The sequence below is a fragment of the Mucilaginibacter psychrotolerans genome (assembly GCF_004519315.1).
GTDB classification, from domain to species: Bacteria; Bacteroidota; Bacteroidia; order Sphingobacteriales; family Sphingobacteriaceae; genus Mucilaginibacter; species Mucilaginibacter psychrotolerans.
The window spans coordinates 1-22,212 of the sequence record NZ_SOZE01000041.1 but is presented as its reverse complement, the minus strand read 5'-3'; the positions used below and the strand labels follow the sequence as shown (position 1 = coordinate 22,212).

Annotated in this window: 25 protein-coding genes and 1 tRNA gene; 15 read left to right on the top strand and 11 right to left on the bottom strand. The window is 46.8% G+C overall.

From position 1 onward, the window contains the following. Positions 1-322: 322 nt before the first annotated feature. The 4 genes from E2R66_RS24960 to dnaJ all read left to right on the top strand — a co-directional run bounded on the left by E2R66_RS24960 (position 323) and on the right by dnaJ (position 3,378). The gene (locus tag E2R66_RS24960; RefSeq protein WP_133236075.1) at positions 323-526 is read left to right on the top strand and encodes a fructose-6-phosphate aldolase; all 204 of its coding nucleotides are present in this window, start codon (positions 323-325) and stop codon (positions 524-526) included. Positions 527-529: 3 nt separating this feature from the next. Continuing rightward, positions 530-1,213 carry a cell division ATP-binding protein FtsE gene (locus tag E2R66_RS24955; protein WP_133236073.1) on the top strand — a complete coding sequence of 228 codons (684 nt, stop codon included), beginning with the start codon at positions 530-532 and terminating at the stop codon, positions 1,211-1,213. A gap of 265 nt (positions 1,214-1,478) precedes the next feature. Beyond that, entirely contained in the window at positions 1,479-2,069 is a 591-nt protein-coding gene (locus E2R66_RS24950) for a nucleotide exchange factor GrpE (RefSeq protein ID WP_240049527.1), read from the top strand. Positions 2,070-2,211: 142 nt separating this feature from the next. Then, the gene (dnaJ, locus tag E2R66_RS24945; protein WP_133236071.1) at positions 2,212-3,378 is read left to right on the top strand and encodes a molecular chaperone DnaJ; all 1,167 of its coding nucleotides are present in this window, start codon (positions 2,212-2,214) and stop codon (positions 3,376-3,378) included. A gap of 57 nt (positions 3,379-3,435) precedes the next feature. Here the strand turns inward: dnaJ and E2R66_RS24940 are convergent, their stop codons facing one another. Further along, complete coding sequence (locus E2R66_RS24940) at positions 3,436-4,824, bottom strand: Fic family protein (RefSeq protein WP_133236069.1); 1,389 nt, start codon at positions 4,822-4,824, stop codon at positions 3,436-3,438. A gap of 188 nt (positions 4,825-5,012) precedes the next feature. On the opposite strand from E2R66_RS24940, the gene E2R66_RS24935 reads away from it, so the two are divergent. Continuing rightward, positions 5,013-6,164, top strand: coding sequence for a DmpA family aminopeptidase (locus E2R66_RS24935; protein ID WP_133236067.1), 1,152 nt, complete (start codon positions 5,013-5,015; stop codon positions 6,162-6,164). 198 nt (positions 6,165-6,362) lie between these two features. On the opposite strand, the gene E2R66_RS24930 is transcribed toward E2R66_RS24935, so the two are convergent. Next, on the bottom strand, positions 6,363-7,349 hold the full coding sequence (locus E2R66_RS24930; protein ID WP_133236065.1) for a nucleoside hydrolase: 987 nt from the start codon (positions 7,347-7,349) through the stop codon (positions 6,363-6,365). An 89-nt stretch (positions 7,350-7,438) separates the two neighbouring features. Between E2R66_RS24930 and E2R66_RS24925 the strand changes: the two genes are divergently transcribed. The 3 genes from E2R66_RS24925 to E2R66_RS24915 all read left to right on the top strand — a co-directional run bounded on the left by E2R66_RS24925 (position 7,439) and on the right by E2R66_RS24915 (position 10,623). Next, on the top strand, positions 7,439-8,344 hold the full coding sequence (locus E2R66_RS24925) for an ABC transporter ATP-binding protein (protein ID WP_133236062.1): 906 nt from the start codon (positions 7,439-7,441) through the stop codon (positions 8,342-8,344). 3 nt (positions 8,345-8,347) lie between these two features. Further along, positions 8,348-9,601, top strand: coding sequence for an ABC transporter permease (locus E2R66_RS24920; RefSeq protein ID WP_133236059.1), 1,254 nt, complete (start codon positions 8,348-8,350; stop codon positions 9,599-9,601). Positions 9,602-9,675: 74 nt separating this feature from the next. Next, the gene (locus E2R66_RS24915) at positions 9,676-10,623 is read left to right on the top strand and encodes a Ppx/GppA phosphatase family protein (RefSeq protein ID WP_133236057.1); all 948 of its coding nucleotides are present in this window, start codon (positions 9,676-9,678) and stop codon (positions 10,621-10,623) included. A gap of 38 nt (positions 10,624-10,661) precedes the next feature. Here the strand turns inward: E2R66_RS24915 and E2R66_RS24910 are convergent, their stop codons facing one another. The 8 genes from E2R66_RS24910 to E2R66_RS24875 all read right to left on the bottom strand — a co-directional run bounded on the left by E2R66_RS24910 (position 10,662) and on the right by E2R66_RS24875 (position 15,944). Then, positions 10,662-11,321, bottom strand: a complete 660-nt coding sequence (locus tag E2R66_RS24910; protein ID WP_158288503.1) for a carboxypeptidase-like regulatory domain-containing protein — start codon at positions 11,319-11,321, stop codon at positions 10,662-10,664. Between the two features lie 28 nt (positions 11,322-11,349). After that, entirely contained in the window at positions 11,350-12,159 is an 810-nt protein-coding gene (locus E2R66_RS24905) for a carboxypeptidase-like regulatory domain-containing protein (RefSeq protein ID WP_133236053.1), read from the bottom strand. Between the two features lie 21 nt (positions 12,160-12,180). Continuing rightward, a complete protein-coding gene (locus tag E2R66_RS24900) occupies positions 12,181-12,594 on the bottom strand; it encodes a hypothetical protein (protein ID WP_133236050.1) in 414 nt (137 codons plus the stop codon). A 14-nt stretch (positions 12,595-12,608) separates the two neighbouring features. Then, positions 12,609-13,184 carry a hypothetical protein gene (locus tag E2R66_RS24895; protein WP_133236048.1) on the bottom strand — a complete coding sequence of 192 codons (576 nt, stop codon included), beginning with the start codon at positions 13,182-13,184 and terminating at the stop codon, positions 12,609-12,611. A 69-nt stretch (positions 13,185-13,253) separates the two neighbouring features. Further along, the gene (locus E2R66_RS24890; protein ID WP_133236046.1) at positions 13,254-13,520 is read right to left on the bottom strand and encodes a hypothetical protein; all 267 of its coding nucleotides are present in this window, start codon (positions 13,518-13,520) and stop codon (positions 13,254-13,256) included. Position 13,521: 1 nt separating this feature from the next. Then, positions 13,522-13,794 carry a hypothetical protein gene (locus tag E2R66_RS24885; RefSeq protein ID WP_133236043.1) on the bottom strand — a complete coding sequence of 91 codons (273 nt, stop codon included), beginning with the start codon at positions 13,792-13,794 and terminating at the stop codon, positions 13,522-13,524. Positions 13,795-13,798: 4 nt separating this feature from the next. After that, positions 13,799-15,202 carry a radical SAM protein gene (locus E2R66_RS24880; protein WP_133236041.1) on the bottom strand — a complete coding sequence of 468 codons (1,404 nt, stop codon included), beginning with the start codon at positions 15,200-15,202 and terminating at the stop codon, positions 13,799-13,801. Next, positions 15,195-15,944: a prolipoprotein diacylglyceryl transferase gene (locus E2R66_RS24875; protein WP_133236039.1), complete on the bottom strand. Its 750-nt coding sequence runs from the start codon at positions 15,942-15,944 to the stop codon at positions 15,195-15,197. The genes E2R66_RS24880 and E2R66_RS24875 overlap by 8 nt, the downstream gene beginning before the upstream one ends. Positions 15,945-16,054: 110 nt before the next feature. On the opposite strand from E2R66_RS24875, the gene E2R66_RS24870 reads away from it, so the two are divergent. The 7 genes from E2R66_RS24870 to E2R66_RS28560 all read left to right on the top strand — a co-directional run bounded on the left by E2R66_RS24870 (position 16,055) and on the right by E2R66_RS28560 (position 21,914). Further along, complete coding sequence (locus E2R66_RS24870; RefSeq protein ID WP_133236037.1) at positions 16,055-18,037, top strand: M1 family metallopeptidase; 1,983 nt, start codon at positions 16,055-16,057, stop codon at positions 18,035-18,037. Between the two features lie 119 nt (positions 18,038-18,156). Next, positions 18,157-18,948 carry a PASTA domain-containing protein gene (locus E2R66_RS24865; RefSeq protein WP_133236035.1) on the top strand — a complete coding sequence of 264 codons (792 nt, stop codon included), beginning with the start codon at positions 18,157-18,159 and terminating at the stop codon, positions 18,946-18,948. Next, the gene (locus E2R66_RS24860; protein WP_133236033.1) at positions 18,935-19,237 is read left to right on the top strand and encodes a rhodanese-like domain-containing protein; all 303 of its coding nucleotides are present in this window, start codon (positions 18,935-18,937) and stop codon (positions 19,235-19,237) included. The genes E2R66_RS24865 and E2R66_RS24860 overlap by 14 nt, the downstream gene beginning before the upstream one ends. A 29-nt stretch (positions 19,238-19,266) precedes the next feature. After that, positions 19,267-20,322, top strand: coding sequence for an endolytic transglycosylase MltG (mltG, locus tag E2R66_RS24855; protein WP_133236031.1), 1,056 nt, complete (start codon positions 19,267-19,269; stop codon positions 20,320-20,322). Continuing rightward, the gene (locus E2R66_RS24850) at positions 20,322-20,729 is read left to right on the top strand and encodes an acyl-CoA thioesterase (protein ID WP_133236029.1); all 408 of its coding nucleotides are present in this window, start codon (positions 20,322-20,324) and stop codon (positions 20,727-20,729) included. The genes mltG and E2R66_RS24850 overlap by 1 nt, the downstream gene beginning before the upstream one ends. A gap of 11 nt (positions 20,730-20,740) precedes the next feature. Further along, on the top strand, positions 20,741-21,742 hold the full coding sequence (locus E2R66_RS24845) for a YihY/virulence factor BrkB family protein (protein WP_133236027.1): 1,002 nt from the start codon (positions 20,741-20,743) through the stop codon (positions 21,740-21,742). A gap of 87 nt (positions 21,743-21,829) precedes the next feature. Then, positions 21,830-21,914, top strand: a tRNA-Ser gene (locus tag E2R66_RS28560). 77 nt (positions 21,915-21,991) lie between these two features. On the opposite strand, the gene E2R66_RS28865 is transcribed toward E2R66_RS28560, so the two are convergent. Then, positions 21,992-22,212: hypothetical protein (locus tag E2R66_RS28865; RefSeq protein ID WP_204985987.1), on the bottom strand; the 221-nt coding region annotated here is incomplete at its 5' end.

The window sequence follows — 22,212 nt, the reverse complement described above, 5'->3', positions numbered from 1 at the left end:
GTTAGACTCCGATTTACTTATAATGCCGGATAAACCGCACCAGGGATTGTAAGGGGAAGCCACGTGCGCGAAGGGCATAAGCGGGGAAGACGTGGCCGGAGCGCAGCGCAGCCCTGGAAAGCCCGGCCCGCAGGGGGTGCCATAATTAGCGCCTGGTGATTGGTTGAATAGGGATTAGGACCTACTTGCGTTTATTGTGAGCGTGATAAATAAGATAACACGAATGCAGAAAGCTAAGGGCATATTGAAGCAATGTCAACTAAAAAAGATAAATTTGCCTTGAGAGCGTTAGGCTTTGGTCAATATGCTTTCAGTTAAAAACATGTACATTATAAAAGTAAAAGGCGTTGCCAAAATACCCGACTACGTGCAGCTGCGCGACGATAAGTTTACGCTGCTGGCTTATTTCAGGGTAGACAGGCCCGATAAATCGCTGGATAAGATTGGCTTGGGCGATAGGCAGGATTATATTATGGGCATTGTACAAGAACTCCCTTTTGGTAAAATATTAAAATTAGAGCTATAAAAGATGATAGGCAACTCTATTATAAAACTGAATAACATTGATATTTTTCAGCAGAAGCACCTGGTGCTATCTAACGTAAACCTGCATATTGATAAGGGCGATTTCGTTTGGCTAATAGGGCAAACGGGTTCGGGAAAGAGCAGCCTGCTGAAGGTTATCTACGGCGACCTGAGCATTGCCAGCGGTACCGGCCACGCCTGCGGTTACGAGCTGAGCAAACTGGCTGGCAAAGATATCCCTTACCTGCGGCGCAAGCTGGGCATCGTTTTCCAGGATTTTCAGTTGCTTACGGATAGGTCGGTAGAGCAGAACCTGCAATTTGTAATGCGCGCCACGGGATGGAAAGACAAGCAAGGTATCTCTGACCGTATACTGGACGTACTGGAAAAAGTAGGTCTGCGTTCTAAATTAAAGAAAATGCCGCACGAGCTATCGGGCGGCGAGCAGCAGCGCGTGGTGATAGCCCGTGCCTTGCTCAATAACCCCGAAATTATACTGGCCGATGAGCCAACCGGCAACCTTGACCCGGACACTTCCGAAGAAATCGTATTGCTGCTGAAACAGATCAGCCAGATGGGTACAGCCGTGGTAATTGCCACACACGATTACCATATCATCCGCACGTTCCCATCGCGCATCATCAAATGCGAAAACGGCAAAGTGCTGGAGGACGTGCAGATAGCGTAGCCAGTTTTCAGTTTGCAGTGGGCAGTTATTGTCTGAACTCGAATTTTAAGCGAATTAGGGAATAGACTGAATTAAATGCATTCTGTTAATTCGGCAAATTCCTCTAAAATTCGAGTTCAGAAATCTGTCAACTGCCAACAAAAAACTGCCAACTGCACACTGGCAACTGCCAACTAAATCACGACAAATTTTACATGGAAACGAACATCGTACTGACATGCTGTCGGCTTTATGCCGATGGCAAGATACTTGATTAGCACTATTCATGAATTTTAACGACATGTTGAAGAAAAAAAAGAAGGAAAATTCTGAAACACCCGATAATACCGTGGAAATAGCAAACGAAACCAACCCGGCCGACGAGCAGGAACAAGCTCAATCGGCAGAGCCTACCGAAGCAGTAGTTTCGGCAGAAGATAAATTCAAAGAAGAGCTTTCGCAGGCAAACGATAAGTACCTGCGTTTATACGCCGAATTCGACAACTTCCGCCGCCGTACCATCAAAGAACGCGAGGAAGCCCGCAAAACCGAAGGCAAAGAACTGATTGTTGCCTTATTGCCTGTATTAGATGATTTTGAACGTGCGTTGCGCGCCACCGAAAACGCTACCGAAGTAGCCCCCGTACGCGAGGGCGTTATTTTGATACAGAACAAGCTGAAGAATATCCTGGCGCAAAAAGGCCTTAAAGAAATGCAATCCATCGGTGCTGAATTTAACGCCGATATACACGAGGCCATTACCAGCATCCCCGCCCCAACAGACGACCTGAAAGGCAAAGTAGTGGATGAAATGGAAAAAGGCTACGAACTGAATGAGCGCGTAGTGCGTTTCGCCAAGGTTATCGTAGGCGCGTAAGGCTAATTAGTGAATGCGTGAAGGATTGAATTGGTGAATAACTGATTTAATTTTTGCTTGAAATTCACTATCTTACTGATTCAAAAATAAATACAATATATAAAGCGTCTTATTCGCTCATTCAAAATTCACTAATTAACAGATGGCTAAGAGAGATTATTACGATGTGCTTGGCGTAACCAAGGGTTCAACTGCCGAAGAGATAAAGAAGGCATATCGTAAAATGGCTATTAAATATCACCCGGATAAAAACGAGGGTGATAAAGCAGCCGAAGAAAAATTCAAGGAAGCTGCCGAGGCTTATGAAGTGCTCAGCAATGCCGAGAAACGCCAGCGGTACGATCAATTTGGCCACGCAGCCAATGCGTCATCGCCTAATGGTGGTGGTTACGGCGGCGGCAGCATGAATATGGACGACATATTCAGCCAGTTTGGCGATATATTCGGCGGCGGTAGTCCGTTCGAAGGTTTCTTTGGTGGCGGTGGCGGCAGGCAGGGTAGCGGTGGCCGTCGTGTGGCCCGTGGCAGCAACCTGCGCATTAAAGTGCGCCTTACTTTAGAAGAAATTGCCAACGGTGCCGAAAAGAAGATAAAAGTAAACAAACAGGTGCTTTGCAAAACCTGCGATGGCAGTGGTGCTAAGGATAAATCATCCTTCAATACCTGTAAAACCTGCGGTGGCCAGGGTTCGGTTCGCCGGGTAACCAATACCATACTGGGCCAGATGCAAACCACCAGCACCTGTCCAACCTGTAACGGCGAAGGCTCTACCATTACCTCTAAATGTAACGTTTGCCATGGCGAAGGCGTAGTGCGCGGCGAAGAAACCATCACCATAAACGTACCTGCCGGCGTAAGTGAAGGTATGCAATTGAGCATGAGCGGAAAAGGCAACGCAGCCCCTCGTGGCGGCATGCCGGGCGACCTGATTATACTGATTGAAGAGATACCGCACGAAACGCTTAAACGCGATGGCAATAACGTGATATATGATCTGCATGTAAACTTTGTGGATGCAGCCATAGGTACCAGTATAGAAGTACCTACCATTGATGGTAAGGCCAAGATAAAACTGGAGCCGGGCACACAGGGCGGCAAAATATTGCGCCTGAAAGGCAAGGGCGTACCGGAAGTAAACTCTTACCACCGCGGCGACCAACTCATCCATGTAAACATCTGGACTCCGAAAGCCCTCAGCCGCGAAGAGCGCGAGATGCTGGAAAAACTGCAAGGTTCGCCCAACTTTAAACCAAATCCGGGCAAGAACGAGAAGAGCTTCTTTGAGCGGATGAAGGAGTATTTTGAGTAATTTAGGCGGGAAGTCGGTAAAGACGGAAAGTCCGAAAAGATAGAAGAAAGCCCGGGGTTAGTTTGACTCCGGGCTTTTTTGGTTTAATTTTTTGTAGATATTATTCTTTAAATCTGTAATTAAACTCTTGACAATCAAATTTTGTTCGGAGGAATGCAATCTTTCATGATACAATTTTGTTGCCACTAATGTATCATTGTCAGATTTTACTTTGTAATAGTTTTCCGAAAATTCTACTGTACACCATACTTTTATATTAAAATCGTTGTAAGAGTTTTTAAATTTTTCACACTCAAAAACTATTTGTAAATACTCCAAGTCTTCAATCATTTGACTTGAAACTTCGAATTTTTCTGAATTATAAAATTCTTCAATAGATTCAAAATCAGTTGTTCCCCTCGATGAAGTATTAAATGAAACATATTGGTCTATGTTAAAAAACAGTTCTTCAAACTGATAAATTTTTTTAGCTAACTTATTGATGAGTGGAATGACATCCAACGCTAAGATGTTATTTATAATACTTAAAGAGCGTACATCTTTAACATCAATATTAGTCAACAGTTCCATCTTAAACAAAGCGATTTCTTTATCTATATCGTCTTCGTCATTTATATCTTCGCCCTTAGCTGCCTTTACATACAGCTCTAAAGAATTTTTAACTTCCTCAGAAATATATACCACAAACGGCCAACCATCCCCATTATCCGCCCTGCTCAATAGCGAATAATAATTAATCCTATGATCCATTTTAATCACAACCGGCGGATACCCTTTCTGCATCAAAATCAGATTCATTAAAATCCTCGATAACCTTCCGTTGCCGTCATCAAAGGGATGTATCGAAACGAATTTATGGTGAAATAGAGCGGCGGCTACAATTGGATGAATATCTTCGTTATCGTTTGCTTCACTGTACCATCCCATCAGTTCCTGCATTTTGGCAGGGGTTTCTTCCGGCGTGGCGTAGTAGTGCATTTCGCCGGTGGCGGTTTTTACATGGTTTGCAGATGTTTTGTACTCGCCCAGATTGATACGTTTTTTTGTTGCTAAGCCATCGGTAGTTTGAGCATCCACTTCATATGGCTCTACCAATATCATTTTATGCAATGATCTTATTTCCGATTCGGAAATCGGGCGCGCATCCTTTACAATCGAGAGCAAGAAATTAATGGCTTCGTTATGCCCACGGATGTCTAGATGGTCCTTCAGCGGCTTGCCTTTGGCGGTTATGCCTTCCATCAGGAATGCTACTGTTTCGCCGTAATTGAGCTTGTTTCCCTCGATGGCATTGGAGTGGTAGTTCCAGTCGAGCCGTAATTTCTGCATCACCCTGCCCTCCAAATCCTCCGGCAAAGGCCGCATATCGTCGATTTGCTTTTTTAAGGCATCGACTTCCTGCAGTATCGGCGCTTTGCTAAATTCGGTTTCGAGTTTCAGGTTCATTTTTTAAAGATAGGTATCGATGCTGCTAAATTAGCTAAAACCGCCTGAAATTAAATTTCTCGCAAAGGCGCTAAGCCGCCAAGGCCTAAACCCTTTTCTTTGCGTCTTCGCGACTTTGCGAGATAAATCATTTACCCTTATCGCAACAAACCCTTATCTTTAAACGACTATCCCCAAAATATCCCGCCATGTTAAAATCAGCCTATATAACCACATTATTAGCCATTATTTCAATAACCTCCTTCGCCCAGCAACGCGCCCGCGATTTGGGTATCCGGTTTGAAGGCAAGCCCGGCAGGTATAACGCCATTACGGATGTTAAGGGCGTGTTGGTGGGCTATAAAACGCTAATCAAAGGCGATGGCGCTTTGGTTACCGGAAAGGGCCCGGTGCGCACGGGCGTTACCGTAATTATGCCCAACGGTAAATCTATCGACCCGGTTCCCGCTGGTTGGTTTTGTTTGAATGGCGATGGCGAGATGACCGGCACCACCGTTATAGAAGAGTACGGCCTCAGCTACGGCCCGATCGGCATCACCAATACCAATAGCGTGGGCGTAGTGCGCGATGCCATAGGCGAGTGGAATATCCGCAATTTTTCTAAGGGTGAGGTGGTTGATTTCTCTTTCGGCCTGCCTGTAGTAGCGGAAACTTTCGACGGTGTATTGAACGATATCAACGGCCTGCACGTGAAAAAGGAAGACGTTTTTGATGCCCTTAACAGCGCACACGGGGGTAAGATAGAAGAAGGCAACGTTGGCGGCGGTACGGGTATGATGCTGTTTAATTTTAAGGGCGGCAGTGGTACTTCGTCCAGGGTGATCAAGATTGATACGGCTGATTACACCATCGGCGTATTTGTGCAGGGTAATTTCGGTACGCGTAAGGATTTGATTGTTTCGGGCGTGCCGGTCGGTCGCGATTGGAAAGGCGATATGCCGGTCATCAACGCCAAACCTAAGGATGGCTCTATCATTATCATCATCGGGACGGATGCGCCCTTATTGCCTGCGCAGTTAAAAATGATTGCCAAACGCGCGTCGCTTGGCGTTGCCCGCTGTGGCGGGTTGGGCCGGAATGGATCTGGAGATATATTTTTAGCGTTTAGCACCGTTGCGCCAAAGGATAACGCAAAAGGCACCTTGCAAACCTGGGTGGTGCTACCAAAAGAGCAATTGGATAAAGTGTATCAGGCCACAGTAGATGCCACTGAAGAAGCCATTATCAATGCCATGGTAGCTGCCAAAGATATGAAGGGTATTAATGGGAATACCGCGTACGCGATCCCGCATGATAAACTGATGGCCTTGATCAATGGCTATAGCCATAAAACAAGGTAGCAGATGTGCAGATTTTAGATGTACAGATACCCTACACGTCATGCCGAATTTATTTCGGTACCCCATCTGATTAGTTCGTGGCGATGCAAAGTGGTTAAGCATACTGGCTACTTTTATGATGGGGTTCTGAAACAAGTTCAGAATGACGATTGTGGATTTTCAATGTTTATCCCCCTAATTCCGGTGTCCCCACCGGAATTATTTCGGCTGGTGCATAATCAATTCGTTAATAATCGCCTCCACTTCTTTAGCCGGCATCTTCTCTACCAAATAAGCATGGCCATCGCCGTTATCGTCCCAGGTGTTGTTGCCGGCATCGGCTACTTTTATACGGCCCATCATCAGGCTATAATACAGTTCATAACCGCGTACGGCCACTAAAACGGCCGTTTCGTCCCAGCTTTTGCGGCCTATACTATCCTCCTTGGCCATGGGGATGCATATGCGGAACACATCTTTCACCGGTGAGTTCCTGATGGATGGGTTATGGATCAGCGGCAACCCGACCTTTATCTTTTCACCAATCTCAAAGCCGCTTAAAATTACCGGCGTTGGCCAGTTATCAAAGGCATTCTGACTGGCGGCGGCATCTTTCATCACATTGAATTCCCAACCTTCCGGGAACTTCCCAGCCATACTTACCAGATGCTTTACCTTTTTAGCTACCAATTGGCGGCCATCGAGCTGGGAATATTCATCGGGCCTTGATTTCAGTAAGTCGCTCATATTGGTGAGGAAGCCTATGGTAACAATGGTAACGCTGCCGTTCGGCTGGGCGGCTAATATTTTGCGGTAAAGTTTTACGGCATCCCAGGCTTTGGTATTGGTTTTGATTTTGTGGGGATATTTAGCCAGTACGGTATCGGTCCAGTGTTGCCAGTCGCGCAAATCCAAGGCTTTGCCTTTAGGTACGCCGATAGGGATGCCGGGCCGTTTAAAATAGGTGTTGAATACACTCATTACACCGGCAACGCCGGGGTAATTGGTGCTGGCCATAGTAGCCAGTATTTTGGCTTCACCCTTATCGGCAAAGGCATGCAGCATAGCAATTGCGCCAACATCGTCGTAGTCCGGCCCCATATCGCTGTCGAAGATAATAGCTTCGGGTATCCGGGCAACGTTTTGGGCATTTGCACATATGGCAAGGCAACAAATAATGGCGATTGATAGTAAGGTTTTATACATGGTTTTGAATTAACTAATATATAAATTTATAGGTGTAACAAACACACGTCAGCAATATCTAAATTAAAATCAAAACCAACCCACCACACATGCTAAGCATACGCAACATTGTTAAGCAATACGCCGGCCACCGCGCGTTAGACGATGTGAGTTTAGAAGTAGAAAGCGGCAAGATATTCGGGCTGCTTGGCCCCAATGGCGCCGGTAAAACTTCCCTCATCCGCATTATCAACCAAATTACCGCACCCGATTCGGGCGAGATCTACTTCAACGGGCACAAGCTCGATCAATCGCACATCAACCGTATAGGCTACCTTCCAGAAGAACGCGGACTGTACAAAAAAATGGAGATAGGCGAGCAAATGATATATCTGGCCCGCCTGAAGGGCCTGAGCCGTGCGGATGCTACCGCTAAGCTGAAATTCTGGTTCGAGAAGCTGGGGATGGAAACCTGGTGGAAGAAGAAGATAGAGGAACTGTCCAAGGGGATGTCGCAAAAGGCGCAATTCGTGGCCACAGTACTGCACGAGCCGGATTTGATTATCTTAGATGAACCCTTCAGCGGTTTCGACCCGGTGGCTGCCGAACTCATCAAAGACGAGATACTGGAGCTGAATAAAAAAGGCGCAACCATCTTGTTCTCCACTCACCGCATGGAATCGGTAGAGGAGCTTTGCGATGCCATCGCGCTTATTCATAAATCGCGCAAGATATTGGATGGCCGGGTGAAAACCATCCGTAATTCCTACAAAAACGATACTTACCTGGTGGAGTACACCGGCGAGCATTTAGCGTTCGACGGCGCACAACCCTTCGACCTCATCAGCGATGTAGCAGGAGAAGACAACAGCCACACCATCAAACTGAAGCTGAACGGTACTACCGCCAACGATGTGCTGCAATACCTGCTACCAAAAACCAAGATCAACATGCTACAGGAGGTTATCCCCAGCATGAACGAGATATTCATCGAAAAAGTAAACCTCATCAAATAAGCCATGAATAAAGTATTACTCATTATACAGCGCGAATACGTAACCCGTGTGCGCAAGAAAGCCTTTATTGTGATGATTTTTGTGGTGCCAGCGCTTATCCTGGGGATGTCGGCCTTGATTGGCTTCGTGGCAAAAAACAACCAGGAACTCAGTAACGACCAACTGGTGAAGGTAATTGATGAAAGCGGCGCCTTCGTTGGTAAATTGCATAATGCGAAGCACATCAAATTCGAAGACGCGAAACAGCCCGCTGCAGACGCTAAAACCAGCCTGCAGCAGGACGAAAACCTATCGTTATTACTGATACCGAAAGACTACACAAAAAAACCGGTGCAAATATTATCTAAAAAGAAACCAACTTATCAGGTTACCGGAGAAGTAGAAAGGCAAATGAATGCCATCGCATCGGCAAAAAGCCTGGTGGATCATCACATCGACACTGCCCTTTTAAATGCACTTAATAAAAACAGGATTACTGTTAATGCCATGGAAGTTACCGCCACTGGCACCAAAGATGCCAATTTAGCTACTACCATGGGCGTGGGCGTAGCCTGTGCTATATTGATTTATCTATCCTTGTTTATTTACGGCGCACAAGTAATGCGCGGCGTTATAGAAGAGAAAACCAGCCGCATTATCGAAGTGATCATCTCCTCGGTAAAACCATTCCAACTGATGCTGGGCAAAATTATCGGCGTGGGGCTGGTTGGCTTAACCCAGTTTGGCGCCTGGATAATTCTCTCGGTGGTGTCGTCTAAAATCGCAGGGCATGCGTTTTCGGGGCCGGGCAGCCCGATAGCCGGGGCAGTGGCGGTGTTGAGCACCATACCATTCGGCTATATTTTAGGCTGTTTTATCTTTTATTTCCTTACGGGATACCTGCTTTATAGTGCATTGTTTGCAGCGGTAGGTTCGGCGGTAGATAGCGAGACCGAAACGCAGCAATTTATGTTCCCCATTACCTTGCCCTTGCTGTTTACTTATTTGTTGTCGGTAACGGTGCTTTTCCAGGCGCCGGATAGCCCGCTGGCGGTATGGCTTTCTATGATACCTTTTACCGCACCGGTAGCCATGATGGTGAGAGTGCCTTTCGGCGGCGTGCCGCCATGGCAATTGGCTATTTCGATGTCGCTGATGGTGGTAGGCTTCCTGTTCACTACTTATGTTGCCGCCCGCATTTACCGCGTCGGCGTGCTGATGTATGGCAAAAAAGCCAGCTTTAAAGAACTGGCTAAATGGTTCTTTTACAAAGAGTAATCCCTTAACCACATCATAAATTGAAAAATCCCTTGCGAAAGCCCTACTTTTGCAGGGATTTTTAATTTCTGCCCATGCCCGAACAAACTACCGCCCCGGCCAAACGCATCGCCGTGATGGATCTTGGTACCAATACCTTCCACCTGCTCATTGCCGAGGCTGGCGCGGATGGCTTCCACGTTATCCATCACCAAACCGAACCTGTGAAAATAGGAGAGGGTGGTATCAATAAAGGCATCATTCAGCAGGCAGCTTTTACCCGTGGCATAAAAGCCATGCAGGGTTTCAAAAAGCATATTGATGCGCACGGCGCAACAGCTGTACGTGCGATAGCCACATCGGCATTGCGTAACGCGGCCAACGGCAACGATTTTATTGCTGAAGTAAAGGCTCAGGCAGGTATCGAAATAGAAATCATCGACGGCGAGCAGGAAGCTGCATTTATATACGAAGGCATAAAGGCCAGTGGCGTGCTTACGGATAAGAACGCGCTGATTGTAGACATTGGCGGCGGCAGTGTAGAATTCATCATCGGTAATAAAACTCAGGTGCTTTGGAAGCAAAGCTTCGAGATAGGGGCGGCCCGGCTGATGGATAAATTCCACAAGACAGACCCGATACCCGTCATCTCCATCAAAGCCATGACGGCTTACCTTAACCTGCAACTGGCTCCGCTGTTTATTGCGGCGATGGAACATAAGCCTACGCTGCTCATCGGATCCTCCGGCTCCTTCGAAAGTTTTGCCGAGGTGATAGAGTTGGAGAAAGGCAATCCCTTCGATCTGAAAAAGACCAGGAGCTACGAGTTCGATTTCGACGATTTGTTGGGGCTGATAGAACGGCTCATCAAATCCACGCATGCCAAACGCGCTACTATCAAAGGCATTATCCCGGTGCGGGTGGATATGATCGTAACCGCCAGCCTGCTCACCATCTACGTAATGCAGAAACTGGGGCTGGATGATGTGTGGATGTCTACCTATTCTTTAAAAGAAGGTGTAATGGCAGGCATGTTGCGTTAAAATATGCGATTGAAAAACATCCTGAACAGCTATCTAGATCAGTAAACATCAAAGCCACCCATCATCGCGCTTTCTAGAATAGGATTTAGCGTAATCGTTCGCAGCTTTTCTATATGTTTAAGTTTGATCTCTTTTGTTTGATAACCCAAAAAGCTGATCAAAATACGCTTGGTGGATGCAGGCACACGTAAAGTAAATGAACCATCCAGCAAACTTTGTGTACTTATCCCGGTGCCTTTTGCTACAATGTTTGCGCCCGGCACGGGTAAATTATCATCTTTAGCCTTTACTACGCCGGTAATGGTGATATAGGAAACGGTATCCTTTGTTACCAGTCCGGTAGTGGGCACTTGCCTTTCGGCGAGCTGCTCGGTTTTCGGTTGCGATTGTGCGTCTGCTTTTAAAACCGGGAACAAAACGCTCAGCGATGCGGCTGCTAGTAATCCTTTCCACGAGAATTGCTTCCGGTTTTGCGCATTAAGTTGATTGTTTACTGCGGCAAGCTTAGTGCCGCTTATCCGCCCGCAGGTATTGCTGTGCGTAGCGAGGTAGCCGATGATATCGGCATTGCTCATGGCCGTAAAATCTATAACGGTTTTACAACAGCTTTGGCAGTGCCTGCCTTGCGCTACTGGCGACATCTGCTGCCAATCTTCGTGGCAGGGAGTAGGGATGCTGATGTGTTTGAGGGGCTGCATAAGGCTTAATTTATAATTGGTGATTCTATTAAAATGGATTGATTGCCGCAACGATATGCGCGGCTTTATGCACCAGCCAATACCACCAGCGCAGATAAAATGGTATTTTCTTAACGTTAATGTTTTTGCCATTAATGGTAAAAATTGCTCCTCCGGTAATGGATTGTTTCCTTACTGCTTGATAGCCAGTTATATGTATGTCGTCTAGCACAGTGGGTGCTATTTCCATGCTAATATCAAACGCAGTCGAACTCCGATCTACGGGCATTTCTACCGGTTTGTAGCCCAGAGATGTTATCCTGAGCGTATCCGTGCTGTTGAGCGACTTTAATTTGAAGCTGCCATCGGCAGCAGTTTTAGTGCCTCTTGAAGTTCCTTTAGCCGTTACGCTGACGCCAGGGAGTGGCTGACCGTCGCCCTGTGCGGTTACCTTACCTTCAATGGTAACGGAGCCGACTTTATTCCCCGCCATCTTTGAAATGGTTGGGAACGTGGAGTAAGGCGACTGCGCGGTTTTTGGAAGAATTTGCGCACTCGCTTCCATTGCAGGGAACAACATACTTAGCGACGCTGCCGCCACTAAGCCTTTCCATGAAATTTTCCTGTTATCTTCAATCTGCAACTGGTAGTTTATGCCGAACAGCTGGGTGTCTTCAATCCTCCCGCAAGTATTTTGGTGCGTAGCGAGGTAGCCGATAACCTCGGCATTGCTCATGGCGGTAAAATCCACAACGGTTTTGCAGCAGCTTTGGCAATGCCTGCCTTGCGCTACGGGTGTCATCTGCTGCCAATCTTCGTGGCAGGGTTGGGGGATGCTGATGTGTTTGATGGGTTGCATGAAGTCGCGTTTCTGGATAACTTAAAACATTCTTTTTATGGCATACCACCAGTGTTTGTAGAAAACGCGCCTGGGTGCTATGGGGTCTATAATTAAGCTGTACGGGGCTTGAGTTTGCAAATTATTTATGGCGCTAACAACTGAGCTGCCAGAAATTGGGGGCGCAATTTCTATTTGTGTTGTCATTTTTGCCGCAAGTTTGGTCTTTAACCTTTCGAATCTCAAGGAATCCCATGCGCTATTAGTCGATTTGTTATTTCGGTCACTACCTATGGCCTGAGCATCTGCTTTTACGACTTGAAACAATATGCAAATACATAAAGCTGTTACAAGGCGCTGAAATGATTTATGTTTTTCCGCATAGTTTAATGGCTTCATCGGATGCCAAAGCTGGTGGATGGGCGTAGGGATACTGATGCTTTTAATGGGCTGCATGATTGACATGGACTTTAAAATATGCGGAATAGCTCATCCCACCAACGCTCCGGAACAGGAACGGGTTCTATCTTAACTCCTGCTACCATTCCTCCAAGGGTTATCTTCATTTCTGTGGGATGTTGAGGCATAGTGTCGGTAAGTACCGCATCGCCAATCAAGGCAGGTGTCGTTTCTAATTTCTTGATGCTGCGCGCTTCTAAAGTTACTTTGCTTTTATCGGAGCGCAGATGGCTCTTGGGAGAAGTGTTTGATAAAGGGCCCGGCTTATGGGTTTTAGATTGAGCATTTGCCCCGATAGACAATAATGTACTGAACCAGACAGCCGCAATTACCCTTTTCCACGAAAAATGGCCTTGGTTTTGTAATTCCAGTTGGTAGTTGACCGCAGCCAGTTGGCTTTTAGCTATTTTACCGCATACATTTTTTTGCGATGCGAAGTAACTTATGATTTCCTGGCTAGTCATCTCCGTAAAATCGATAACGGTTTTACAGCAGCTTTGGCAATGCCTGCCTTGCGCTACGGGTGTCATCTGTTGCCAGTCTTCGTGGCAGGGGGTAGGGATACTGATGCTTTTGATGGGCTGCATATCTGCTGGTTTTTATGCAGGATGCAGCAGGAGCTACTTTTCCATAAAATAATTTTAAAAAAAAACAGCTTATACAGCAAACACCAGCCAGCAAGTAGAGAACCCGATGACCAGCACCATAGCGGCGCTCAATAAAAATTCTTTGCTGAAAACGAAGATCGCCAGTATAAGGCATAGTACTACCTGTGCCACAATCAGCATGGCAATAGCGATAATATTCTCTTGTCCTTGGTCGCCAAACCTAAAGTAAAGGGTATAGGCAACCATTATGGCTATATTTATCGCTACTACAACCCATTTGGGTTCGCGGTGTGGTTTAATGTTTGCTTCTTCCATTTTATATCCCTCCGTGCCTACCTAAAATGCCTGTGCATGTGGAAAAACCTATTACCGATACCAAAAGCCCGCTCAATAACCATTGCAGCCGGCTTGGTCCGGTTATGCTTAATATGATGCAAGCCAATACATGTAAGAACAAAAAAAACGCGTCAATAATTATACCGTCGCTTGGTATTGCCGAAAGCAGCGTATAGCCCACCAATAAGACCAGGTTGATGCCAACCACTTTATAGTTGTATTCCCGTTTCGGTATAAGGTCTTTCTCTTCCATATATTTAAAAAGTTGCAGCCATTTCTGTCCTTAATTGCTCCAGATATTCGCGCTTATCGTCCCGGTAAAAAATATTCATGGTTTCGAAGGGGATAATCTGCATATCCTTGTTTACGATGTGCACGCAGGATTTTTTGATGGCGCGCACATCAAAGTTCTGCGCATCTATAAAGTTCATGATAATCACCCTAAAGAGGTTGTCGTAACCCAGTTGCGGCGCATCTATCTCGGGCAGGCAGCACATAATAGAGTGCAGGTGCTCCTTAGCCTTATCAACCGAATTGCCCGTGCTGAACATATTGAGCAAATGGCCCTTCAGTTGCTCGTCCTGCTCGTAAACGATGGTGTTTTTTGAGTTATCCAGCAAATCATCCGGGTTTATCATCCGCGTGAGCGGGAAGACCTGTTCGCCTAACTTTAATGCGTAACCCATTACCAGTGCATCGGGGTTGCAGGGCACGGGTATCAAATCGTTTGCGTTAAAAACCTTGGTTTGTTCCAGTATGGCGCTACGCACCTCCGTCATGGTGTAACGGTCGGTAGCGGGGTTAAAGTTCTCCAGGCGGCCGGCCTGTTGCGTAGGCTGGAAGGTAACGCCACGTATGCAGGGCTGCTGCAAAGCATATTCTATGATTTTGCCAATCTCATGCGTGTTTAATCCTTTTTGTAAAGTAACCACCAGGGTGGTAGACAGGTTATGTTTATTCAGGTTTTCGATAGCTTTCGTCCGCACATCGCGCAAGTCCTCGCCCCGTAGTTTGATCAAAGCTTCTGCCTCGAAGGAATCGAATTGAAGGTAAACCTCAAAATCGGGCTGGTAAGTGGCCAGCCGTTTCACGAATGCCTCGTCTTTAGCTATGCGGATGCCGTTGGTGTTCAGCATCAGGTGTTTGATGGGCTTGGTTTTGGCAATATCCAGTATCTCGAAGAATTGCGGGTGTACGGTTGGCTCGCCACCGCTTATCTGTACCACATCGGGCTGGCCCTCGTTCGCTACTACTACATCCAGCATCTGCTCAATCTCCTGCAAAGTGCGGTGCCTGCCATAATGTGGCGACGACATGGCGTAGCAGGTAGGGCAGGCGAGGTTGCAGCGATCGGTAACTTCAATAACGGTAAGGCAGGAGTGCTGCTCGTGATCGCGGCACAGGCCGCAATCGTATGGACAACCATAATGCGTTTCGGCATTGAATTTTAAAGGCATTTCGCTGCGCTTGGCGTAATTGCGGCAGTTTTTGTAGTATTCGATGTCGGTTGCTATCAGTACCTTTTCGAAACCATGATGCCGGCAATTCTTCAGCATATAAACATTGGCATCCTCAAAAACGATCTTGGCATCAACCCGGCGCAGGCAGGTTGAGCAGATGCTCAGCGTAAAATCATAATAAATATACGGGCGTTCAGGCATAGGTTTCAGTCAGTTTTGCGGGGTGCAGAAATATTTTATAATAATACAAAATCCCGCCGATACATGCCAATTGAATTACCGATAGGCCAAACCTGAAAAAGTAGGCGGGTTTAATGAATTCTATCAGTAACCTGAAGACCAGGTAGCTTGCCATGAACACTTTGAAGCGCGCGCCATTGGCAAATTGGTGCTTACGCTCAATTAGTCGCAATACCAACCAAAGCATCAGCCAGAATAATATTTCATACAAGTTGGTAGGGTGTCGGCGTATGCCATCGCCAAAGTTGATGGCCCAGGGCAACTGGCTGGCAATGCCGTAAGTGCCATCTTCCAGTCCCGCAAAAAAGCAGCCCGTGCGACCGATGAGCATGGCCAGTATGAGCGGATACACCATCAAATCGCCGGAGGATACGGTAACGCCGATTTGCTTTTTGGTGAGCTCTACCCCAATCAACCCGCCCAGCATGCCGCCTACGATGGTTTTATTGCCCATAAAATAGATGAGGTTGAAGTGTGATAGGAGCGCAGGATTTTCCAGCACGCCTATGATATGGCTACCCAAAAACGCGCCAAAAGCCGCGCCTATGAAAATAATGAGCCGGTTATTTGAAGTAATGCTGTCTATTGTGTGCTTACGCAGATAAGCATAGTAGCGGTAGCCGATGAAATAAGCCAGCGTTTCGCATACAAAATGAACGGGGATGTGAGCGGAACCGAGGGGGATATTGGCAGGGAAGTGCAAATTGGATAACGTTTAGCGTTTACTAAAGGTAGCAATTACCCAAATATCAAACTAAAATTAATTTTACTCCCCGCGCTTTGTATATTGCTGTGCTTTTTACGCAGCCCCAAATGAAAATCACTACCATCTCCGCAGCTTTGCTGTCTTTAGCCGTACTTTCCGCACAAGCGCAAAAAAAATCGCCTTACGATACCGTTACCACCAACTACCAACCGGCAGCGATTTTCTCTACGCTGCCTTATACCCAAAATGGTAACGAGGTACATTCGCCCAATGGGGAACCGGGGCCAAAGTACTGGCAAAACCGGGTTGATTACCAGTTGGATGTGAAGCTGGATACCGTTGCCAAAACCATCAGTGGGGCGGCCAATATCAGCTATACCAATAACAGTCCCGATGCACTGCAATACCTGTGGTTGCACCTGGATCAGAACACTTATAAGAAAGATGCCCGCTCTAACTTTGTGGTTACTGCTTTTGCCGCCCCCGGTCATACCGAGGGCTACCAAATCGAATCCGTATCGATGTTGCAAAACGGCAAACTTACTAAACTGGCTTATGTAATTACCGATACGCGCATGCAGGTACGCCTGCCATCGGCGGTTACGCCAAAGGGCGGCAAGATCAACTTCGTGGTGAAATACCATTATACCATCCCCGGTAATTTTGGCGGGCGGACTGATTACGTTGATACCAAAAACGGCAAAATATACGAGATAGCTCAGTTTTACCCCCGCATGTGCGTGTACGATGATATGCGCGGCTGGGATACCGCACCTTTTTTGGGCAGCGGCGAGTTTTATTTAGAGTACGGCGACATCGATTATAAAGTAACCCTGCCTGCAGATATGATCGTAGCTGGCAGCGGCGAGCTGGTTAATCCATCACAGGTGTTGACCTCCACGCAAATAAGCAGGTTGGCCGCCGCAAAAAACAGCGACAAAACCGTAATGATACGTACCGCAGCGGAAGTTGCCGACCCTGCTTCGAGGCCAGCTGTTAAAGGCAACCTTACCTGGCATTTCAAAATGCTGAATACACGCGATGTGGCTTTCGGTGCATCCAAAGCTTATATATGGGATGCCGCTCGGGTGAATTTGCCGGGCGGAAAAAAATCATTGGCCATGTCGGTTTACCCAGTGGAGAGTACTGGCAACGATGCCTGGGGCCGCGCAACAGAATACCTGAAGGGTTCGATAGAATACTTCTCCGAAAAATGGTTCGTGTACCCTTACCCTGTCGCCGTAAACGAAGCAGGCATAGCAGGAGGGATGGAGTACCCCGGCATTGTGTTTGATGGTATTAGCGATAAAGGGAAGGACCTGTTTTGGGTTACCGCTCATGAGATTGGCCATAACTGGTTCCCGATGATCGTTGGCAGCGACGAACGCCGTTTTGCCTGGATGGACGAAGGGTTCAACACCTTTATAGACGTTTATGCATCGGATATATTCAACAAAGGCGAGTACGGGCCTAAACGCGATAGCGAATATGCCGAGAACGGTGGCAACCCCGCTGATGAGATCATCCCCTTCATCAGCGACCCGGAAGCACCTACCTTGATGGCGCAGCCGGATGCTATTGCCGAGAAGTACCGCCACCCTTTTACCTACTTCAAGCCTGCTTTTGGTTTGATTTTGCTGCGCGAGCAGATATTGGGCAAGGATAGGTTCGACTACGCCTTCCGCAACTATATCCACAAATGGGCCTATAAGCACCCGCAGCCCGATGACTTCTTCCGTTCGATGGAGAACGGGGCAGGAGAGGACTTGGGTTGGTTTTGGAAAGGCTGGTTCTACAATAATTACAAGCTTGATATTGCCCTGATAGATGCCAGATATGCCGACAAGGACCATAGCAAAGGTATCAAAGTGACCGTTGCCAACAAGGAACTGATGGTAATGCCATTTACGGTGGAAGTTAAGTTTAAGGACGGCAGCAAGCAGCGCACCTATTTCCCGGTAGAAACCTGGCTGCAGCAAAAGGTAGCCAGGTTTACCCTACCAACAGGGCAGGATGTAGAAAGCGTTACGGTAGACCCCGATAACGCACTGCCGGATATAAACAGGAAAAACAATTTGAAGACATTATAGTTGAACCAAGCACAGGTTATGGGCAGCGAATTAGTTGCCCCGCCGACTGCCAAAACACTAATGTGACTTCAAAATCCGAAATTATTCCCTATGTTTGAGCATAATATCTTAAAACAGGCATGAGCAAATTCTGGGCTTATTTAAAAACAAGGCAATTTAGAAATACCGTATTACTGGTGATATCCAGCATCATTGGGATTGTTTTGATTGCCTTTTTCAGCCTGAGTTATTATACCCGGCATGGCAGCGGCATCCCCGTACCGCAACTTAAAGGGCTTAACGTAGATAAAGCGATGGCCACGCTTAAAGAGCAGGGTTTCAACTTTAAGATAGATTCTGTTTACGTTCCGGATCAGGAGCCCGGCACTATAGTAGAGCAGGACCCGGATGCCGGTACCAACGTAAAAGAGGGCCGAACCATATACCTCACCATGATTACCCAACAAGCACCGGATGTTGCATTGCCCGATATTATTAGCGATGAGAGCATCTACCGCGAAGCAGTAGCTATACTCTCTAACTACGGCCTGAAGGTTGGCGATACCACCTATCGTGATGATATTGCCCGCGACCGCGTACTAGAGGTACGTTTCAACGGGCAGGTAATAAAACCAGGTACCAAGCTGCCCAAGGGCTCCAGGCTGGATTTGGTGCTGGGCAATGGCGGAGGTGCGGACGAGGTAGATATCCCAGAATTGATTAATCTTGACCTTGATGCAGCGCGGTTTGCTTTAAGCGGTGCCGGTATAAGAGTTGGCGTCATCACGTATGAAGGCTCTATTACTGATTCTACCAACGTGATAGTGGTATCCCAGTCGCCCATGAAGACCGATTCTACGGCACAGATGAGCAAGCATACCCCCATAAACCTTACTGTTAAACAAGGGCAAAAAACCAATGACCCAAATTGATGCGGCTACCCTGCAGCAGCGTTTAAATAACAACGAAAAATTGAACCTGCTTGATGTGCGGGAGAAAATAGAATACGCAACCTACAACCTGGGCGGGCAAAATATACCTGTAGCAAAGCTTGCAGCCCAAATCGATACGCTTGTTTACAACAAAACCGATGAGATTATCGTTATCTGTAGCGCGGGTATCCGCAGCGACAACGCACAGCGCATTTTAACCGAGCTGGGTTATCAAAATGTTGTAAACTTAAAAGGCGGATTGATAGCTTTGCAAAAAATAAACAACTAATAAAAGATACACATCTCCCCATATATCCCATGTCGAATCAACAAAAATCTTCGGGCGGCACGTTCAAAAAATTCATCATCGCGCTGGTGGTCATCATCATCGTTTCGCTGGCCGGCACAGGCGTATTTTACTACCTGCGCTACTTTGGCCCCAATGTAAGTGATAAGCAGGAGTACCTGTATATACATACCGGCGCGGGCTTTGATGAGGTATATAAAACCATACGCGAGCAAGGCATTGTAAACGACACGGCTACCTTTATTAAGGCAGCCCACGACATGAACTACACCACGCGTGTAAAGCCGGGTAAATACAAGCTTACGGCGGGAATGAGCAACCGCAATTTCATCAACATGCTGAAGGCCGGTAATCAGGAACCGGTAAAGCTGGCCATCCATAATATCAGGCTGAAAGCACAATTCGCGGGTTTCCTGGCCAAAAAGCTGGAGCCGGATTCGGTGAGTTTCCTGCGCCTATTGGATTCTGCGGCATTTGTGGATAAATATGGATTTACTACCGATAACGTGTTCACCATGTTTATTCCCAATTCGTACCAGTCGTACTGGAACACTACGCCGGATAAATTCTTTACGAAAATGTACGCTAACTACCAGAAATTCTGGACTGCTGAACGTAAGGCAAAAGCCGATGCGCTTAATCTTACACCCGTGCAGGTAACCGTATTGGCATCAATAGTAGACGCTGAAGCCTCGCACGATGACGAGATGCCTACCATTGCCGGCCTTTACCTGAACAGGTTGAAGGGGAGCATAAAGCTGGAGTCGGACCCGACGGTGATTTTTGCGGTAAATGATTTTACCATTAAGCGCGTGCTCAGGAGGGATTTGATGAAAGATTCACCCTATAATACTTACATGTATAAAGGGCTGCCGCCGGGGCCCATTATGATGCCGTCTATAAATGCCATTGATGCGGTGCTTAATTATCAAAAAAATAACTACCTGTTTATGTGCGCAAAAGAGGACTTTTCGGGCTACCACAATTTTGCCGATAACGAAACCCAGCACAGGATTAATGCCCGCAAATTTCAGCAGGCTTTGAACGACAGAAACATCCTTCGCTAATGTTTCACCATACGACCAAATTAAGGGTACGCTACGGCGAGACCGACCAGATGGGCTATATGTACTACGGCAACTACGCTGAGTTCTTCGAGGTGGGCCGTGTGGAGATGCTGCGTAGCCTCGGGCTTACGTATGCAGGCATGGAAGCATCGGGCATTATGATGCCTGTGCTGGAGCTCAATTGCAAATATCTTAAACCCGCCCGGTACGATGAGGAGATCACTATCTTGGTTACCATGGCCAAAATGCCCGGAGTAAAAATCCATTTCAAATACGAATTGTATAACGAAAAGGAAGAACTGATACACATTGGAGAAACCTTGCTGGCCTTCATTAACATGAAAACAAACCGGCCCTGCCTGCCATCGCAGGAATTTATTGATAAATTGAAGCCTTTTTTTGAGTAATTTTATCCATAATGAAATGGATACACCGCTTTTTAAGCCATTTTAAGTTTTACCACCATATAACCGATTGGGCGAAATCTGTTTACATACCGGGTTTCAGGCCTTTGCCGCTTTACACGGTGGTTGTTTTTTTTATAGAAGAGATACAGCAAACGTCGCTCACCAACCGCGCTGCCGCCCTTGCTTATAATTTTATGCTGGCGCTGTTCCCGGCAATCATATTTTTGTTTACGCTGATAGCCTATATACCTGTAAGTAATTTCCAGGAGTATCTGCTTAGTTTGTTTGCCGTTATTATGCCTACCAATGCCTACCTGGCGTTCCAGTCTACCATTGTAGATATCGTAAGCATCCAAAATGGCAAGTTGCTTTCTTTTGGTTTTGCCACTGCACTTTACTTTGCTACCAATGGCGTAAGCAACCTGATGCAAGCATTCAATAAATCATCTTTGATATTAGAGACGCGTACCTGGCTAAAGAGGCGCGCTGTAGCGCTTCTGCTGACAGTTACCATGAGTATAGCGTTATTGATCGCTATCGTTATTATGATAGCAGGACAGGCCGTAATAGCCTTTCTACAGCATCAACTGCACAGCGAGTCGCATTTTTGGTTTTACCTTATTGCGCTATCGCGCTGGATAATCATCCTGGCTATATTCTTCGTGAGCATCTGTATATTGTACCGCTACGGCCCTTCAAACAAGCAACGCTGGAAATTTGTGAACCCAGGCTCAATACTGGCCACCTCGCTGGCTGTTTTAACCTCTATAGGGTTTACGTATTATACCAACAATTTCTCGTCGTACAATAAGGTTTATGGCTCTATAGGCACGCTTATCGTGGTGATGATATATCTGTACCTAAACTCGCTCATACTGCTCATCGGTTTCGAACTTAATGCCAGTGTTGACCTTTCTAAGCGCAATATCCGCATTGTTAAGCCGCGTTACAATAGCTTCCGGGCCCCTAAAACGGCACCTTTGCCCGCAAAAACCAATGCGCCGCGCAAATAAATCAATGGCGTACAGGAGTTTACAAGTAATTTAAAAAAAGTTAACATCGGGTTTGGCAATTCGGCCCGGATTTGTACTTTTGTCCCCGGAGAGCTGGCAGAGTGGTCGATTGCGGCAGTCTTGAAAACTGTTGACTGTAACAGGTCCTGGGGTTCGAATCCCTAGCTCTCCGCCTTCGCCCGCCGAAGCGGGCTACGGCGGACAAAGTCCGCTAGTAGATCGCGTAGGATGGCTCGCTTGTTAGGCGAATTATAATTTAAAAGCCCGATGAAATTTAGTTTTCATTGGGCTTTTCTTATTTTGGTGCCTATGTGGTATTACGTTTACATTCTGGAGCTTAATAAAGGCAGGATCAAGGAGAAAAGTTGGGGGGAAGAAAAGATTAAGCATAGATTTTAGCAAGTCTGAAGAGGAAAAAGGTAGTATCTCTAACGCCTCTTGAAGTAGCCCTGAAAGCCTTGATTTTTGCG